The 18,385-nt window shown below is 54.3% G+C and carries 9 protein-coding genes, 1 tRNA gene and 3 rRNA genes; 10 read left to right on the top strand and 3 right to left on the bottom strand.

Annotated features, from left to right (window positions below):
- Positions 1-178 precede the first annotated feature (178 nt).
- Together zraS and zraR are read left to right on the top strand one after the other, a co-directional pair.
- Complete coding sequence (zraS, locus tag HVZ37_RS20855; RefSeq protein ID WP_181628499.1) at positions 179-1,585, top strand: two-component system sensor histidine kinase ZraS; 1,407 nt, start codon at positions 179-181, stop codon at positions 1,583-1,585.
- Complete coding sequence (gene zraR / locus HVZ37_RS20850) at positions 1,582-2,907, top strand: sigma-54-dependent response regulator transcription factor ZraR (protein WP_058587261.1); 1,326 nt, start codon at positions 1,582-1,584, stop codon at positions 2,905-2,907. Before zraS ends, zraR begins: the two co-directional genes overlap by 4 nt.
- Here the strand turns inward: zraR and purD are convergent.
- Both purD and purH read right to left on the bottom strand, forming a co-directional pair.
- Positions 2,904-4,193: a phosphoribosylamine--glycine ligase gene (purD, locus tag HVZ37_RS20845; protein ID WP_181627940.1), complete on the bottom strand. Its 1,290-nt coding sequence runs from the start codon at positions 4,191-4,193 to the stop codon at positions 2,904-2,906. The two genes, zraR and purD, sit on opposite strands and share 4 nt — an antisense overlap.
- Positions 4,194-4,204: 11 nt before the next feature.
- Positions 4,205-5,794 (bottom strand): bifunctional phosphoribosylaminoimidazolecarboxamide formyltransferase/IMP cyclohydrolase, encoded by a 1,590-nt coding sequence (gene purH, locus HVZ37_RS20840; RefSeq protein WP_042998989.1) that lies wholly within the window; start codon positions 5,792-5,794, stop codon positions 4,205-4,207.
- 625 nt (positions 5,795-6,419) lie between these two features.
- Between purH and HVZ37_RS20835 the strand changes: the two genes are divergently transcribed.
- The 4 genes from HVZ37_RS20835 (at position 6,420) to rrf (ending at position 11,438) form a co-directional block, all read left to right on the top strand.
- Positions 6,420-7,961: ribosomal RNA gene (locus HVZ37_RS20835) — 16S ribosomal RNA — on the top strand.
- 86 nt (positions 7,962-8,047) lie between these two features.
- Positions 8,048-8,123 (top strand) — tRNA-Glu (locus tag HVZ37_RS20830).
- Positions 8,124-8,319: 196 nt separating this feature from the next.
- Positions 8,320-11,225 (top strand): 23S ribosomal RNA (locus tag HVZ37_RS20825).
- A 97-nt stretch (positions 11,226-11,322) separates the two neighbouring features.
- Positions 11,323-11,438: ribosomal RNA gene (gene rrf / locus HVZ37_RS20820) — 5S ribosomal RNA — on the top strand.
- The 16S, 23S and 5S rRNA genes sit together here with 1 tRNA gene alongside, the layout of an rRNA operon.
- Positions 11,439-11,603: 165 nt before the next feature.
- Here the strand turns inward: rrf and HVZ37_RS20815 are convergent.
- Complete coding sequence (locus tag HVZ37_RS20815) at positions 11,604-12,053, bottom strand: acetyltransferase (RefSeq protein ID WP_042998990.1); 450 nt, start codon at positions 12,051-12,053, stop codon at positions 11,604-11,606.
- 156 nt (positions 12,054-12,209) lie between these two features.
- Here HVZ37_RS20815 and metA point away from each other — a divergent pair, with 156 nt between their 5' ends.
- From metA to aceK, 4 genes are all read left to right on the top strand, one after another.
- Positions 12,210-13,139: a homoserine O-succinyltransferase gene (metA, locus tag HVZ37_RS20810; RefSeq protein WP_042998991.1), complete on the top strand. Its 930-nt coding sequence runs from the start codon at positions 12,210-12,212 to the stop codon at positions 13,137-13,139.
- A gap of 268 nt (positions 13,140-13,407) precedes the next feature.
- The gene (aceB, locus tag HVZ37_RS20805; RefSeq protein ID WP_042998992.1) at positions 13,408-15,009 is read left to right on the top strand and encodes a malate synthase A; all 1,602 of its coding nucleotides are present in this window, start codon (positions 13,408-13,410) and stop codon (positions 15,007-15,009) included.
- Between the two features lie 157 nt (positions 15,010-15,166).
- Positions 15,167-16,471: an isocitrate lyase gene (gene aceA, locus HVZ37_RS20800; RefSeq protein WP_044268583.1), complete on the top strand. Its 1,305-nt coding sequence runs from the start codon at positions 15,167-15,169 to the stop codon at positions 16,469-16,471.
- A gap of 102 nt (positions 16,472-16,573) precedes the next feature.
- Positions 16,574-18,346 (top strand): bifunctional isocitrate dehydrogenase kinase/phosphatase, encoded by a 1,773-nt coding sequence (gene aceK, locus HVZ37_RS20795; protein ID WP_181627939.1) that lies wholly within the window; start codon positions 16,574-16,576, stop codon positions 18,344-18,346.
- Positions 18,347-18,385: the final 39 nt, after the last annotated feature.

Genomic DNA, 18,385 nt, shown 5'->3' with positions numbered 1-18,385 from the left:
CGGCGCGGGTTCTGGCGATGCACTGGCCAGCAAAGCGAGTAAAAATGACTCGCCGGAAGGACGCAGTGGGTCATTTTTACCCGGCGTTGTCGGCAGTTTGTGTGGCAAGACCGGGATACGAGCCGCGAAAAGTGGCATGATTTCTGCTGAAAAGAAGGGATTGAGTCACTCAGAGCTGATGAGAATGATGCGAGAACATAAGGATGCGGTAGCCCGATGGTTGAGCGGGGTGCTACCCGCCATCATCCTGATTCTGGTTGGGCTATTTGCCGTGATGGTGATCCGCGATTACGGGCGTGAAAGTGACGCAGCGCGGCAGACGCTGCTGGAAAAAGGCAGTGTGCTAATCCGTGCACTGGAGTCGGGGACGCGCGTCGGGATGGGCATGCGGATGCATCATGCTCAGCAGCAAACGCTGCTCGAAGAGATGGCGGGGCAGCCAGGCGTGCTGTGGTTTGCCGTGACCGATGCGCAGGGCAACGTTGTCATGCACAGCGATCCTGCCCTGGTCGGGAAAACGCTCTACTCGCCAGCAGAGATGCACACATTACACCCAGGAGAAGAGGCGCGCTGGCGTGCGCTTGACGCGACGGATGCGCAGGGGGAGACCGTTCCGGCGCTGGAGATCTATCGTCAGTTCCAGCCGCTGTTTTTCCCTGGACGACACGGGATGCGTGGGATGTCGCGTGGTAATGGCGCAATGCCGGGTTCTGCTCATCAGTTCATTTTTATCGCCTTTGATGCCAGTGAGTTGGCCGTGACGCAGGCGCGTGAGTGGCGTAATACGCTGATTATGCTTTTCGCGCTGACCACCGTGCTGCTGGCGACCCTCCTGACGTTTTTCTGGTACCGGCGATACCTGCGTTCTCGCCAGCTGTTGCAGGATGAGATGAACCGTAAAGAGAAGCTGGTGGCGATCGGGCATCTGGCCGCAGGCGTCGCGCATGAGATTCGAAATCCGCTCTCTTCCATCAAAGGACTGGCAAAGTACTTTGCTGAACGCGCGCCAGCGGGCGGTGAAGCGCATGAACTGGCGCAGGTGATGGCGAAAGAGGCCGATCGTTTAAACCGGGTGGTCAGTGAACTGCTGGAACTGGTGAAGCCCGCGCACTTGTCCTTGCAGTCGGTGGATCTCAATGCGGTAATTGACCACTCTCTGCAACTGGTCAGCCAGGACGCGCAGAGTCGGGCGATTGAGCTGCAATTTGTGTCTGACCCTGCGCTGCCGCCCGTTCAGGCTGACCCGGACCGGCTGACGCAGGTGTTGCTGAATCTTTATCTGAACGCGATTCATGCCATCGATCGGCAGGGGACCATCCGCGTTGAGGCAAGCACAAGCGGAGCCGATCGCGTTAAAATCACCGTTGCAGACAGCGGGAAAGGGATTGCGGCGGAACAGCTGGCCGCCATTTTCACCCCTTATTTCACGACGAAAGCGGACGGTACGGGACTGGGGCTGGCGGTGGTACAGAACATCATTGAACAGCATGGCGGGACGATCCAGGCGGATAGCCTGCCAGGTAAAGGCGCAACGTTCACCCTCTGGCTCCCGGTGACGTTAACACGTAAGGATTCACAAGGATGATTCGCGCAAAGATCGATATTCTGGTGGTGGATGACGACGTCAGCCACTGCACTATTTTACAGGCATTACTGCGAGGATGGGGTTATGACGTCGCGCTGGCTTACAGCGGACGAGCCGCACTCGAGCAGGTGCGTGAACACGTCTTTGACCTCGTGTTGTGCGATGTACGCATGGCGGAGATGGACGGCATCGAAACGCTGAAAGAGATCAAGACGCTGAACCCGGCAATTCCGGTGCTGATCATGACGGCGTTTTCCAGCGTGGAGACGGCTGTAGAGGCGCTAAAAACTGGCGCGCAGGATTACTTAATCAAACCGTTGGATTTTGACAATCTGCAAACGACGCTGGAAAACGCGCTGGCGCATACGCGAGCATCTGCCAGCGAGCTGCCGTCAGTTTCCGCCTCGCAGTTTGGGATGGTCGGCGAAAGCCCGGCGATGCAGCAACTGCTGAGTGAAATTGCGATGGTTGCGCCTTCCGATGCAACGGTATTGATTCATGGAGATTCTGGCACCGGGAAAGAGCTGGTGGCGCGCGCGCTGCATGCCTGCAGTGAGCGGAGCGACAAACCGCTGATAACGTTGAACTGCGCGGCGCTCAACGAGTCGCTACTGGAATCTGAGCTGTTCGGTCATGAAAAAGGCGCATTTACCGGTGCCGACAAGCGCCGGGAAGGGCGCTTTGTCGAAGCCGATGGCGGCACGCTGTTTCTTGATGAGATTGGTGATATCTCGCCGATGATGCAGGTGCGGTTACTGCGGGCGATTCAGGAACGCGAAGTTCAGCGTGTGGGCAGCAACCAGACGATCTCGGTCGATGTCCGCCTGATTGCCGCGACTCATCGCGATCTGGCACAAGAGGTGCAGGCCGGACGTTTTCGTCAGGATCTCTACTATCGCCTGAACGTAGTGACCATTGAAACGCCGTCGCTGCGTCAGCGGCGGGAAGATATCCCCCTGTTGGCTGACCACTTTCGCCAGCGGTTTGCTGAACGTAACCGTAAGGCGGTGAAAGGGTTTACCCCACGGGCGATGGATCTGCTGATTCACTACGACTGGCCGGGGAATATCCGTGAGCTGGAAAATGCGATTGAGCGTTCAGTGGTCCTGCTGACCGGAGAGTATATTTCTGAGCGCGAGCTGCCGCTGGCGATCGCGAGTCAGCCCCTGCCGCTCATGACGGAGCAGGCCATTCAGCCGCTGGTGGAAGTCGAAAAAGAGGTGATTCTGGCGGCGCTGGAAAAAACGGGCGGCAACAAAACGGAAGCCGCCCGTCAGCTAGGGATTACGCGAAAGACGCTGCTGGCGAAACTGTCGCGTTAGTTCTGTTCACGCTCAATGGCGCGCCAGCCGATGTCTTTACGGCAGAAACAGTCGTCCCAGTGGATATCGGTCATTAAGGCATAGGCGCGTTTTTGCGCCTCTGCCACCGTATCCCCCAGCGCAGTGACGCACAGCACGCGACCACCGCTGGTGATAACCTGCTCGTTATCGTCCAGTCGGGTGCCGGCGTGGAACACTTTGCCATCTGCCACTTCTTCCAATGGCAAACCGTGGATCACGTCGCCGGTGCGATAATCGCCAGGATAACCGCCCGCTGCCATCACCACGCCAAGCGAGGCGCGATCATCCCACTCTGATTTTTGCTCGTCCAGTTTGCCTTCGCAGGCAGCAAGGCAAAGCTCAACCAGATCGGATTTCATACGCAGCATGATGGGCTGGGTTTCCGGATCGCCAAAGCGGCAGTTAAATTCGATCACCTTCGGATTGCCCTGTTTGTCGATCATCAGACCGGCATACAGGAAACCGGTATAGGTGTTACCTTCTGCCGCCATGCCTTTGACGGTTGGCCAGATGATGCGTTCCATCGTGCGCTGGTGGACGTCATCCGTCACCACCGGCGCCGGAGAATAGGCACCCATCCCGCCGGTGTTCAGGCCGGTATCACCATCGCCTACGCGCTTATGATCCTGACTGGTCGCCATCGGCAAGACGTGCTCGCCGTCGACCATCACGATAAAGCTGGCTTCTTCGCCGTCGAGGAACTCTTCAATCACGATGCGATGACCCGCGTCGCCAAACGCGTTGCCAGCCAGCATATCATGTACGGCGGCTTCGGCTTCTTCCAGCGTCATTGCGACAATCACACCCTTACCGGCAGCCAGACCGTCAGCCTTAATGACGATCGGCGCGCCTTTCTCACGCAGATAAGCGAGAGCTGGTTCGATCTCCGTAAAGTTCTGATATTCGGCCGTCGGGATCTGGTGACGTGCAAGGAAATCTTTGGTGAACGCTTTTGAACCTTCCAGTTGTGCCGCGCCTGCGGTTGGACCGAAGATTTTCAGGCCCACCGCACGGAAGGTATCGACCACGCCTTTCACCAGCGGCGCTTCCGGGCCGACGATCGTCAGGTCAATCTTTTCACTCTGGGCAAAGTTCAGCAGTGCCGGAATATCGGTTGCGCCGATCGCGACGTTTTGCAGCGTCGGTTCCAGCGCGGTGCCGGCGTTACCCGGTGCAACAAATACGGTTGCCACTGTTGGTGACTGAGCGGCTTTCCACGCCAGAGCGTGCTCGCGCCCGCCGTTTCCGATAACTAATACTTTCATGTCTCGCTCCATTAATGGCGGAAGTGGCGCATGTCGGTGAAGATCATCGCAATGCCGTGTTCGTCAGCAGCGGCAATGACTTCATCATCACGGATGGAACCGCCTGGCTGGATCACGCAGCTCACGCCAACAGCGGCAGCAGCATCAATACCATCGCGGAACGGGAAGAAGGCGTCGGACGCCATCGCGGAACCTTTCACTTCCAGACCTTCATCCGCGGCTTTGATCCCGGCAATTTTAGCGGAGTAGACGCGGCTCATCTGGCCTGCGCCAATACCGATAGTCATGTTCTCTTTGGCGTAAACAATGGCGTTGGATTTAACGAACTTCGCGACTTTCCAGCAGAACAGCGCGTCGCGCAGTTCCTGTTCGGTCGGCTGGCGCTTCGTCACCACGCGCAGCTCACCAGCAGTGACCATACCCAGATCGCGATCCTGTACCAGCAGACCGCCGTTAACACGTTTGAAGTCCAGGCCCGGCACGCGCTCAGCCCACTGACCGCAGGTCAGAACGCGCACGTTTTGCTTGGCAGCGGTGATTTTCAGCGCCTCATCGGTCGCTGATGGAGCGATGATCACTTCGACAAACTGACGGGAGATGATGGCCTGCGCCGTTTCAGCATCCAGTTCGCGGTTAAAGGCGATGATGCCGCCGAAGGCAGATGTTGGGTCGGTTTTGTAGGCGCGATCGTAGGCATCCAGAATAGAGGTGCTTACGGCAACGCCGCATGGGTTCGCGTGCTTGACGATAACGCAGGCTGGCTCGTTGAACTCTTTCACACATTCCAGCGCGGCGTCGGTATCGGCGATGTTGTTATAGGAGAGTGCTTTGCCCTGAACCTGCTGAGCGGTTGCAACGGAGGCTTCTTGTACGTTCTCTTCTATATAGAATGCAGCCTGCTGGTGGCTGTTTTCACCGTAGCGCATATCCTGCTTCTTAATGAAGTTCAGGTTCAGCGTCCGCGGGAAGCGACCCGCGGCGTCTTTGCTTTCACCGTGATAGGCCGGAACCATGCTGCCAAAATAGTTGGCAATCATACTGTCGTAAGCGGCGGTGTGTTCGAAGGCTTTAATCGCGAGGTCGAAACGGGTATCGAGGGTCAAAGAACCGTCGTTGGCATCCATCTCTTTAATAATGGCGTCGTAGTCGCTGCTCTTTACAACGATTGCGACATCTTTATGGTTTTTTGCAGCAGAGCGCACCATTGTCGGCCCGCCGATGTCGATGTTCTCTACAGCATCTTCCAGTGAGCAGCCTTCGCGGGCAACGGTCTGGGCGAACGGATAAAGGTTAACAACCACCATGTCGATGGGGGCGATGCCGTGCTGTTCCATAATCCCGTCATCCTGACCGCGACGACCGAGAATGCCGCCGTGTACTTTAGGATGCAGGGTTTTGACGCGTCCATCCATCATTTCCGGGAAACCGGTGTAATCGGAAACTTCGGTCACCGGCAGACCTTTCTCTGCTAACAGACGGGCAGTGCCCCCTGTCGACAGCAGATCCACACCACGTGCGGAAAGTGCCTGGGCGAATTCGACGATACCGGCTTTGTCAGAAACACTGAGCAGAGCGCGGCGGACTGGACGACGTTGTTGCATGGTAAATCCCCTGGATTTGACGATAACAGAGAGCGTTAGCTGAATTTTTCGTGAAAAACTTAGCTAACGCCCCTTACGGGGCATCCTTGTTTTGCGGGGGCATTGTAACGAAAACGTTTGCGCAACGCTCGCGAATTTTTCTTTTTCGATTCTGGTTCTGATTTTCTCTCTATATAGATCGTTAACGGCAGGGAAGATCCGCTCAAAGATCCCGACGATTGTGGATAAGTCTGTGTGTAAAAGGGTATAAGGCGGGGTTTTGCTGGGGAATGCAGCAGTCAGTCATTTTTCTGCAACTTTTCTATTGCGGATGCTCGGGAACTCCCTATAATGCGCCTCCATCGACACGGCGGATGTGAATCACTTCACACAAACAGCCGGTTCGGTTGAAGAGAAAAATCCTGAAAATCAGGGTTGACTCTGAAAGAGGAAAGCGTAATATACGCCACCTCGCGACAGAGCGCTAAAGCGCGTCGCAACTGCTCTTTAACAATTTATCAGACAATCTGTGTGGGCACTCAGAGTGACATGGATTCTTAACGTCGCAAGACGAAAAATGAATACCAAGTCTCAAAGAGTGAACACGTAATTCATTACGACGTTTAATTCTAAGAGCATCAAACTTAAATTGAAGAGTTTGATCATGGCTCAGATTGAACGCTGGCGGCAGGCCTAACACATGCAAGTCGAACGGTAACAGGAAGCAGCTTGCTGCTTTGCTGACGAGTGGCGGACGGGTGAGTAATGTCTGGGAAACTGCCCGATGGAGGGGGATAACTACTGGAAACGGTAGCTAATACCGCATAATGTCGCAAGACCAAAGAGGGGGACCTTCGGGCCTCTTGCCATCGGATGTGCCCAGATGGGATTAGCTTGTTGGTGAGGTAACGGCTCACCAAGGCGACGATCCCTAGCTGGTCTGAGAGGATGACCAGCCACACTGGAACTGAGACACGGTCCAGACTCCTACGGGAGGCAGCAGTGGGGAATATTGCACAATGGGCGCAAGCCTGATGCAGCCATGCCGCGTGTATGAAGAAGGCCTTCGGGTTGTAAAGTACTTTCAGCGGGGAGGAAGGGGTTAAGGTTAATAACCTTAGCCATTGACGTTACCCGCAGAAGAAGCACCGGCTAACTCCGTGCCAGCAGCCGCGGTAATACGGAGGGTGCAAGCGTTAATCGGAATTACTGGGCGTAAAGCGCACGCAGGCGGTCTGTCAAGTCGGATGTGAAATCCCCGGGCTCAACCTGGGAACTGCATTCGAAACTGGCAGGCTTGAGTCTCGTAGAGGGGGGTAGAATTCCAGGTGTAGCGGTGAAATGCGTAGAGATCTGGAGGAATACCGGTGGCGAAGGCGGCCCCCTGGACGAAGACTGACGCTCAGGTGCGAAAGCGTGGGGAGCAAACAGGATTAGATACCCTGGTAGTCCACGCCGTAAACGATGTCTATTTGGAGGTTGTGCCCTTGAGGCGTGGCTTCCGGAGCTAACGCGTTAAATAGACCGCCTGGGGAGTACGGCCGCAAGGTTAAAACTCAAATGAATTGACGGGGGCCCGCACAAGCGGTGGAGCATGTGGTTTAATTCGATGCAACGCGAAGAACCTTACCTGGTCTTGACATCCACAGAACTTGGCAGAGATGCCTTGGTGCCTTCGGGAACTGTGAGACAGGTGCTGCATGGCTGTCGTCAGCTCGTGTTGTGAAATGTTGGGTTAAGTCCCGCAACGAGCGCAACCCTTATCCTTTGTTGCCAGCGGTCCGGCCGGGAACTCAAAGGAGACTGCCAGTGATAAACTGGAGGAAGGTGGGGATGACGTCAAGTCATCATGGCCCTTACGACCAGGGCTACACACGTGCTACAATGGCATATACAAAGAGAAGCGACCTCGCGAGAGCAAGCGGACCTCATAAAGTATGTCGTAGTCCGGATTGGAGTCTGCAACTCGACTCCATGAAGTCGGAATCGCTAGTAATCGTGGATCAGAATGCCACGGTGAATACGTTCCCGGGCCTTGTACACACCGCCCGTCACACCATGGGAGTGGGTTGCAAAAGAAGTAGGTAGCTTAACCTTCGGGAGGGCGCTTACCACTTTGTGATTCATGACTGGGGTGAAGTCGTAACAAGGTAACCGTAGGGGAACCTGCGGTTGGATCACCTCCTTACCTTAAAGAACCTGCCTTTGTAGTGCCCACACAGATTGTCTGATGAAAAGTAAAAAGCAAGGCGTCTTGCCGAAGCAGACTTCAGTGTCCCCTTCGTCTAGAGGCCCAGGACACCGCCCTTTCACGGCGGTAACAGGGGTTCGAATCCCCTAGGGGACGCCACTTGCTGGTTTGTGTGAGTGAAAGTCGCCGGCCCCTGTATCTCAAAACTGACTCAGCGAGTCATGTTTGAGATATTTGCTCTTTAAAAATCTGGATCAAGCTGAAAATTGAAACGACACACCGTTAATGGTGTGTTCGAGTCTCTCAAATTTTCGCAACACGATGATGAATCGAAAGAAACATCTTCGGGTTGTGAGGTTAAGCGACTAAGCGTACACGGTGGATGCCCTGGCAGTCAGAGGCGATGAAGGACGTGCTAATCTGCGAAAAGCGTCGGTAAGGTGATATGAACCGTTATAGCCGGCGATGTCCGAATGGGGAAACCCAGTGCAATTCGTTGCACTATCGTTAACTGAATCCATAGGTTAACGAGGCGAACCGGGGGAACTGAAACATCTAAGTACCCCGAGGAAAAGAAATCAACCGAGATTCCCCCAGTAGCGGCGAGCGAACGGGGAGCAGCCCAGAGCCTGAATCAGCATGTGTGGTAGTGGAACGGTCTGGAAAGGCCGGCGATACAGGGTGACAGCCCCGTACACAAAATTGCATGTGCTGTGAGCTCGATGAGTAGGGCGGGACACGTGGTATCCTGTCTGAATATGGGGGGACCATCCTCCAAGGCTAAATACTCCTGACTGACCGATAGTGAACCAGTACCGTGAGGGAAAGGCGAAAAGAACCCCGGCGAGGGGAGTGAAAAAGAACCTGAAACCGTGTACGTACAAGCAGTGGGAGCCTCTTTATGGGGTGACTGCGTACCTTTTGTATAATGGGTCAGCGACTTATATTCTGTAGCAAGGTTAACCGAATAGGGGAGCCGAAGGGAAACCGAGTCTTAACTGGGCGTTAAGTTGCAGGGTATAGACCCGAAACCCGGTGATCTAGCCATGGGCAGGTTGAAGGTTGGGTAACACTAACTGGAGGACCGAACCGACTAATGTTGAAAAATTAGCGGATGACTTGTGGCTGGGGGTGAAAGGCCAATCAAACCGGGAGATAGCTGGTTCTCCCCGAAAGCTATTTAGGTAGCGCCTCGTGAATTCATCTCCGGGGGTAGAGCACTGTTTCGGCTAGGGGGCCATCCCGGCTTACCAACCCGATGCAAACTGCGAATACCGGAGAATGTTATCACGGGAGACACACGGCGGGTGCTAACGTCCGTCGTGAAGAGGGAAACAACCCAGACCGCCAGCTAAGGTCCCAAAGTCATGGTTAAGTGGGAAACGATGTGGGAAGGCTCAGACAGCCAGGATGTTGGCTTAGAAGCAGCCATCATTTAAAGAAAGCGTAATAGCTCACTGGTCGAGTCGGCCTGCGCGGAAGATGTAACGGGGCTAAACCATGCACCGAAGCTGCGGCAGCGACACTAAGTGTTGTTGGGTAGGGGAGCGTTCTGTAAGCCTGTGAAGGTGTGCTGTGAGGCATGCTGGAGGTATCAGAAGTGCGAATGCTGACATAAGTAACGATAAAGCGGGTGAAAAGCCCGCTCGCCGGAAGACCAAGGGTTCCTGTCCAACGTTAATCGGGGCAGGGTGAGTCGACCCCTAAGGCGAGGCCGAAAGGCGTAGTCGATGGGAAACAGGTTAATATTCCTGTACCAGGTGTTACTGCGAAGGGGGGACGGAGAAGGCTATGTTGGCCGGGCGACGGTTGTCCCGGTTTAAGCGTGTAGGTGTGTGTTCCAGGTAAATCCGGTTCACTTTAACACTGAGGCGTGATGACGAGGCACTACGGTGCTGAAGTGACAAATGCCCTGCTTCCAGGAAAAGCCTCTAAGCATCAGGTAACATCAGATCGTACCCCAAACCGACACAGGTGGTCAGGTAGAGAATACCAAGGCGCTTGAGAGAACTCGGGTGAAGGAACTAGGCAAAATGGTGCCGTAACTTCGGGAGAAGGCACGCTGATATGTAGGTGAAGCGATTTACTCGTGGAGCTGAAATCAGTCGAAGATACCAGCTGGCTGCAACTGTTTATTAAAAACACAGCACTGTGCAAACACGAAAGTGGACGTATACGGTGTGACGCCTGCCCGGTGCCGGAAGGTTAATTGATGGGGTTATCCGTAAGGAGAAGCTCTTGATCGAAGCCCCGGTAAACGGCGGCCGTAACTATAACGGTCCTAAGGTAGCGAAATTCCTTGTCGGGTAAGTTCCGACCTGCACGAATGGCGTAATGATGGCCAGGCTGTCTCCACCCGAGACTCAGTGAAATTGAACTCGCTGTGAAGATGCAGTGTACCCGCGGCAAGACGGAAAGACCCCGTGAACCTTTACTATAGCTTGACACTGAACACTGGTCCTTGATGTGTAGGATAGGTGGGAGGCTTTGAAGCGCGGACGCCAGTTCGTGTGGAGCCATCCTTGAAATACCACCCTTTAATGGCTGGTGTTCTAACGTGGGCCCGTAATCCGGGTTGCGGACAGTGTCTGGTGGGTAGTTTGACTGGGGCGGTCTCCTCCTAAAGAGTAACGGAGGAGCACGAAGGTTAGCTAATCCTGGTCGGACATCAGGAGGTTAGTGCAAAGGCATAAGCTAGCTTGACTGCGAGCGTGACGGCGCGAGCAGGTGCGAAAGCAGGTCTTAGTGATCCGGTGGTTCTGAATGGAAGGGCCATCGCTCAACGGATAAAAGGTACTCCGGGGATAACAGGCTGATACCGCCCAAGAGTTCATATCGACGGCGGTGTTTGGCACCTCGATGTCGGCTCATCACATCCTGGGGCTGAAGTAGGTCCCAAGGGTATGGCTGTTCGCCATTTAAAGTGGTACGCGAGCTGGGTTTAGAACGTCGTGAGACAGTTCGGTCCCTATCTGCCGTGGGCGCTGGAGAATTGAGGGGGGCTGCTCCTAGTACGAGAGGACCGGAGTGGACGCATCACTGGTGTTCGGGTTGTCATGCCAATGGCACTGCCCGGTAGCTAAATGCGGAAGAGATAAGTGCTGAAAGCATCTAAGCACGAAACTTGCCCCGAGATGAGTTCTCCCTGACCCTTTAAGGGTCCTGAAGGAACGTTGAAGACGACGACGTTGATAGGCCGGGTGTGTAAGCGCAGCGATGCGTTGAGCTAACCGGTACTAATGAACCGTGAGGCTTAACCTTACAACGCCGAAGCTGTTTTGGCGGAATTGAGAGAAAATTTTCAGCGTGATTACAGATTAGATTAACCGGCGAAAGGCGGGTTAATAAACAGAATTTGCCTGGCGGCTGTAGCGCGGTGGTCCCACCTGACCCCATGCCGAACTCAGAAGTGAAACGCCGTAGCGCCGATGGTAGTGTGGGGTCTCCCCATGCGAGAGTAGGGAACTGCCAGGCATCAAACAAGTGAAGAGCCCATCCTGACGGATGGGCTTTTTGCGTCTCTGCGCTGCAAATTTGGAGTGTGGCTTTGCCTTATCTGGCCTGTAGGCCTGACAGGCGCAGCGCCTCAGGCAGACCGCACCACTGCCGGATGGCGGCTTTGCCTTATCCGGCCTGCAGTCAGGACGAGGCTTTGTGGTAACGCAAATGCAATAACGGATATGGCTGCCCAAGATCGTCGACCTCTGCGCGCCCGGTCACCCTGAATCCCATCTTCTTATAGAATCCAACAGCTTGTTCATTCTGCTCGTTCACGTTAGTGGTCAACGCGGGTGCTAGCGAAAGCGCATGCTCAATCAACAGTTTACCCACGCCACAGCCCCGAATATCGGGATCAACAAACAGCGCATCCATATGCTCTCCAGTGAGCAACATAAACGCGACGGGCTCATCCTGCTCATTAGCGGCAACCCATAAAGGGGCTTCGGGTAAAAACGAGCGGACTAGTTCCTCCAGCTTGATGCGGTACTCTTTAGACAGAAAATCATGCGTGGCGTCGACCGAACGGCACCAGATTGCAATCAGTTTGTTCCCTTCATCATGCCGCGATCGGCGTATGTTAATAACCATATTCTCTCCTTTTCGTTATGCTTATATTCTAACGTATCCGTCGTCGTGAAACTTTCTCACCTTTAACATGCAGGCTCGACATTGGCGTGATTTCTGAGTATCTTCAGCTATCTGGATGTCTAAACGTTTAAACGTATGTAGTGAGGTTATCAGGTTATGCCGATTCGTGTGCAGGACGAGCTACCCGCCGTCAATTTCTTACGTGAGGAAAACGTCTTTGTTATGACGACTTCCCGTGCTTCAGGTCAGGAAATTCGTCCGCTAAAGGTACTCATCCTCAACCTGATGCCGAAGAAAATCGAAACGGAAAATCAGTTTTTGCGGCTGCTGTCGAACTCTCCGTTGCAGGTGGATGTACAGTTACTGCGCATTGATGCACGTGAGTCGCGTAATACGCCAGCAGAGCATCTGAACAACTTCTACTGTAACTTTGAGGATATCTGCGATCAGAACTTCGATGGCTTGATCGTCACCGGCGCGCCGCTGGGTCTGGTGGAGTTCAATGATGTTGCCTACTGGCCACAGATCAAACAAGTGCTGGAGTGGGCGAAAGATCATGTCACCTCAACGCTGTTTGTCTGTTGGGCGGTCCAGGCAGCGCTTAATATCCTCTACGGTATTCCGAAACAGACCCGCACTGATAAGCTTTCTGGCGTTTATGAGCATCATATTCTTCACCCTCATGCACTGCTGACGCGGGGTTTTGATGATTCGTTCCTGGCCCCGCATTCACGCTATGCTGATTTCCCGTCAGTGTTGATCCGTGACTACACCGATCTTGAGATCCTCGCCGAGACTGAGAATGGTGATGCCTATCTTTTTGCCAGCAAAGATAAACGCATTGCGTTTGTCACGGGCCATCCGGAATATGATGCCAACACATTAGGTAGCGAATATTTCCGCGATGTAGAAGCCGGATTAAACCCCGACGTTCCCTACAATTATTTCCCGCAAAACGATCCCCAAAACAAACCTCGCGCTACCTGGCGAAGCCACGGTAATTTGCTGTTCATCAACTGGCTCAACTATTACGTCTACCAGATCACACCATATGATCTGCGTCACATGAATCCAACGCTGGATTAATCGTCTGTCGCTGACGATCCTAAAGCGTTTCAGCATAGTGAATCAGGCACCTTCGGGTGCCTTTTTTATTTCCGAAATGCACTTCAACTTGTGATTAAACTTTATTTTTATTGTTATCAACAGGTTAATTGATAATTAAATTAAAAATGGAAATTGTTTTTGATTTTGAAATTTAAATGAGTAGTCTTAGTTGTGCTGAACGAAAAGCGCACAACGATCCTTCGTTCGCATTGGGAATGCTTTGTTATCAATGACGAGGAGTTACAGAATGAATCAACAGGCAACGACTACCGATGAATTGATCTTTACCAGGCCCCATGGTGAGCCAGAGAAGCAGATCCTGACCGATGAAGCGGTCGAATTTCTCACTGAACTGGTGGCGCGCTTTACGACGAAGCGCAATAAGCTGCTCGCGGCTCGTATTCAGCAGCAGCGGGATATCGACAACGGTATATTGCCTGATTTTATTTCGGAAACTGTTTCCATTAGAAACGGAGACTGGAAGATTCGCGGCATTCCGGAGGATTTACAGGATCGTCGGGTCGAAATCACCGGACCGGTTGAGCGCAAGATGGTCATCAATGCGTTGAACGCGAATGTGAAGGTTTTTATGGCCGATTTCGAAGATTCGCTGGCACCGGAATGGAGCAAAGTGATCGACGGGCATATCAACCTGCGTGACGCGGTAAACGGCACCATCAGCTACACCAATGAAGCTGGCAAAATCTATCAGTTGAAGCCCAATCCGGCATTACTGATTTGCCGTGTGCGTGGTCTGCACCTGCCGGAAAAACATGTGACCTGGCGCGGTGAAGCGATCCCCGGCAGCCTGTTCGATTTTGCCCTCTATTTCTTCCATAACTACAAAGCGTTGCTGGCCAAAGGCAGCGGTCCCTATTTCTACCTGCCGAAAACGCAGGCCTGGCAGGAAGCGGCCTGGTGGAGTGAAGTCTTCAGCTATACCGAAGATCGTTTCAATCTGTCGCGCGGTACGATTAAAGCCACGTTGCTGATTGAAACCCTGCCGGCCGTGTTCCAGATGGACGAGATCCTGCACGCGCTGCGTGACCATATTGTCGGGCTGAACTGTGGTCGTTGGGATTACATCTTCAGCTATATCAAAACGCTGAAGAATCATCCGGATCGCGTTCTGCCGGACCGCCAGGTGGTGACGATGGATAAGCCTTTCCTTAGCGCCTATTCGCGTCTGCTGATTAAAACCTGTCACAAACGTGGTGCCTTCGCGATGGGCGGTATGGCGGCATTCATCCCGAGCAAAGACGCTGAACGCAATAATCAGGTACTCAGCAAGGTGAAAGCGGATAAAGCGCTGGAAGCCAATAACGGCCACGACGGCACGTGGATTGCGCATCCGGGACTGGCGGATACCGCGATGGCAGTCTTCAACGAGGTGCTCGGCGAGAACAAAAACCAGCTGTTTGTGACCCGTGATGAAGACGCGCCGATTACCGCAGAACAATTGCTGGCGCCATGTGAAGGCGAGCGTACGGAAGAGGGGATGCGCGCCAATATTCGCGTTGCGGTGCAGTACATCGAAGCGTGGATCTCCGGCAACGGCTGCGTGCCGATTTATGGCCTGATGGAAGATGCGGCGACAGCGGAGATCTCCCGTACGTCAATCTGGCAGTGGATCCATCACGAGAAAACCCTGAGCAACGGCAAACCGGTCACTAAGGCGCTGTTCCGCCAGATGTTGGCTGAAGAGATGCGGGTCATCCAGGACGAACTGGGTGAACACCGTTACAGCAGCGGCCGATTTGATGATGCCGCGCGCCTGATGGAGCAAATCACCACTTCTGACGAATTAATCGATTTCCTGACATTGCCAGGCTACCGCCTGCTGGCGTAAATGCCCAGGCTATTTTGTTCGCCATTTTGGCCCCGGGCCGTGCTCAAAATCCTCACGTACGATAAGTACGCTCCGGTTTTTGCGCGGCTTCCCGTGACCAAACTGCCTTCACCAATAACGCCTGGGAAGCCAGGAGAATAATATGGAGCATCTGCACATGAAAACCCGTACCCAACAGATCGAAGCGTTACAGAAAGAATGGACACAACCGCGCTGGGAAGGCATCCGTCGCCCGTACAGCGCGGAGGAAGTGGTGAAATTACGCGGCTCGGTTAACCCGGAATGCACGCTGGCGCAGCTGGGCGCAGCCAAAATGTGGCGTCTGCTGCACGGCGAATCGAAAAAAGGTTACATCAACAGCCTTGGTGCGCTGACCGGTGGTCAGGCGTTACAGCAGGCGAAAGCGGGTATCGAAGCGGTGTATCTGTCGGGGTGGCAGGTTGCGGCGGATGCCAACCTGGCGTCCAGTATGTACCCGGATCAATCGCTCTACCCGGCGAATTCTGTTCCGGCAGTGGTGGATCGGATCAACAACACCTTTCGCCGTGCGGATCAGATCCAGTGGTCCAGCGGTATTGAGCCCAACGATCCGCGCTATGTGGATTACTTCCTGCCAATCGTCGCCGATGCGGAAGCCGGGTTTGGCGGCGTACTGAATGCGTTTGAGCTGATGAAGTCGATGATTGAGGCCGGTGCAGCGGCTGTTCACTTCGAAGATCAACTGGCCTCGGTGAAGAAATGTGGTCATATGGGCGGCAAAGTGCTGGTGCCAACTCAGGAAGCGATTCAGAAACTGGTGGCTGCGCGTCTGGCGGCAGACGTTATGGGCGTCCCGACGCTGGTGATTGCGCGTACCGATGCGGATGCGGCGGATCTGATCACCTCCGACTGTGACCCGTACGACAGCGAATTTATTACCGGCGAGCGCACCAGTGAAGGATTCTTCCGTACGCGTGCCGGCATTGAGCAGGCGATCAGCCGTGGCCTGGCCTACGCCCCGTATGCCGATCTGGTGTGGTGTGAAACCTCGACGCCGGATCTGGAACTGGCGAAGCGTTTTGCCGATGCGATTCATGCGAAATTCCCAGGCAAACTGCTGGCCTATAACTGTTCGCCATCGTTCAACTGGCAGAAGAATCTGGACGATAAGACCATCGCCAGCTTCCAGCAGCAGTTGTCAGATATGGGGTACAAATACCAGTTCATTACCCTGGCAGGTATTCACAGCATGTGGTTCAACATGTTCGACCTCGCGCACTCCTACGCGCAGGGTGAAGGCATGCGCCACTATGTTGAGAAGGTTCAGCAGCCGGAATTTGCGGCGGCTAAAGACGGTTACACCTTCGTGTCCCATCAGCAGGAAGTAGGGACAGGCTACTTTGATAAAGTCACCACCATCATTCAGGGCGGCACTTCCTCGGTGACCGCGCTGACCGGCTCGACCGAAGAATCACAGTTTTGATTAATGCCCGGTGGCGCTGCGCTTACCGGGCCTACGAAGGGATGTAGGCCGGATAAGCAGACGCGCTATCCGGCATGACGTTGTGCCGGATGAGGAGAAGCGATGACGCGTGGCCTGGAGTTACTGATTGCTCAGACGATTTTGCAAGGTTTCGACGCCCAGTATGGTCGATTTCTGGAAGTGACCTCCGGCGCGCAACAGCGCTTTGAACAGGCTGACTGGCATGCCGTGCAGCAGGCGATGAAAAGCCGTATTCACCTCTACGATCACCACGTGGGTCTGGTGGTGGAACAACTGCGCTGCATCACTGGCGGCAAAAGTACCGACGCCGCATTTTTGCTGCGTGTAAAAGAGCATTACACCGGGCTCCTGCCGGATTACCCGCGCTTCGAGATTGCGGAGAGCTTTTTTAACTCCGTATATTGTCGGTTATTTGACCACCGCTCGCTCACTCCCGAGCGGCTCTTTATTTTTAGCTCCCAGCCGGAACGTCGTTTCCGGACGATCCCGCGTCCGCTGGCAAAAGATTTCTTCCCGGATAGCGGTTGGGAACCGCTGCTCACCCGCATTCTCAGCGATCTGCCGTTGCGCCTGCCCTGGCAGAACAAAGGGCGCGATATTCGCTATATCATTGCACATCTGCGTGAAACCTTTGGTGAGGAGACGTTGCAGCAGTGCCATCTACAGGTGGCTAACGAGCTGTTTTATCGCAATAAAGCCGCATGGCTGGTCGGCAAACTCATCACGCCATCCGGCACGTTGCCCTTTTTGCTGCCGATTCATCGCACCGATGAAGGTGAACTGTTTGTGGATACCTGCCTGACCACCACGGCAGAAGCCAGTATCGTGTTCGGTTTCGCTCGTTCCTATTTTATGGTGTACGCGCCGCTGCCCGCCGCGCTGGTGGAATGGTTGCGCGAGATCCTGCCAGGAAAAACCACCGCTGAGTTATACATGGCGATTGGCTGTCAGAAACATGCGAAGACCGAGAGCTATCGCGAGTATTTGTTGTATCTGCGCAGCTGCGATGAGCAGTTCATTGAAGCGCCGGGCATACGTGGCATGGTGATGCTGGTCTTTACGCTGCCGGGGTTCGACCGGGTTTTTAAAATTATTAAAGATAAGTTCGCGCCGCAAAAAGAGATGTCTGCCGCCCACGTTCGCGCCTGCTATCAACTGGTGAAAGAGCACGATCGCGTGGGACGCATGGCAGATACCCAGGAGTTCGAAAATTTCGTGCTGGATAAACGTCAGATCGATCCGGCATTGATGGCGCTGTTACTTGAGGAAGTGCCGGAAAAGATAACCGATCTTGGTGAGCAGATTGTCATCCGTCATCTCTATATTGAGCGGCGGATGGTGCCGCTCAATATCTGGCTTGAGCAGGTCGAAGGTCAGCAACTGCGGGATGCGATTGAGGAATACGGCAACGCGATTCGCCAGCTTGCCGCTGCCAATATTTTCCCCGGCGACATGCTGTTCAAAAACTTTGGCGTCACCCGTCATGGTCGCGTGGTGTTCTACGATTACGATGAAATCTGCTACATGACGGAAGTGAATTTCCGGGCCATCCCGCCGCCGCGCTACCCGGAAGATGAGATGAGTGCCGAGCCCTGGTATAGCGTATCCCCTGGCGATGTGTTTCCTGAGGAGTTTCGCCACTGGTTATGCGCCGACCCACGCATCGGACCGCTGTTTGAGGAGATGCACGCCGATCTGTTTCGTGCCGATTACTGGCGCGCATTACAGACGCGCATTCGGGAAGGGCATGTTGAAGATGTTTACGCATATCGCCGTCGCCAGCGATTCAGCGTGCGTTATGAAACCGACCGGGCGCTTGCGCCGCCATCCGGCAGTGTGCGCCGACCTGCCTGATGGCACGACGCTTATCAGGCTTGCCGAAAATGCTCCTGA

It is taken from the genome of Citrobacter sp. RHB35-C17, assembly GCF_013816795.1.
GTDB classification, from domain to species: domain Bacteria; phylum Pseudomonadota; class Gammaproteobacteria; order Enterobacterales; family Enterobacteriaceae; genus Citrobacter_A; species Citrobacter_A amalonaticus.
The sequence above is the reverse complement of the archived record's forward strand: the minus strand, read 5'-3'. Positions and strand labels throughout refer to the sequence as shown.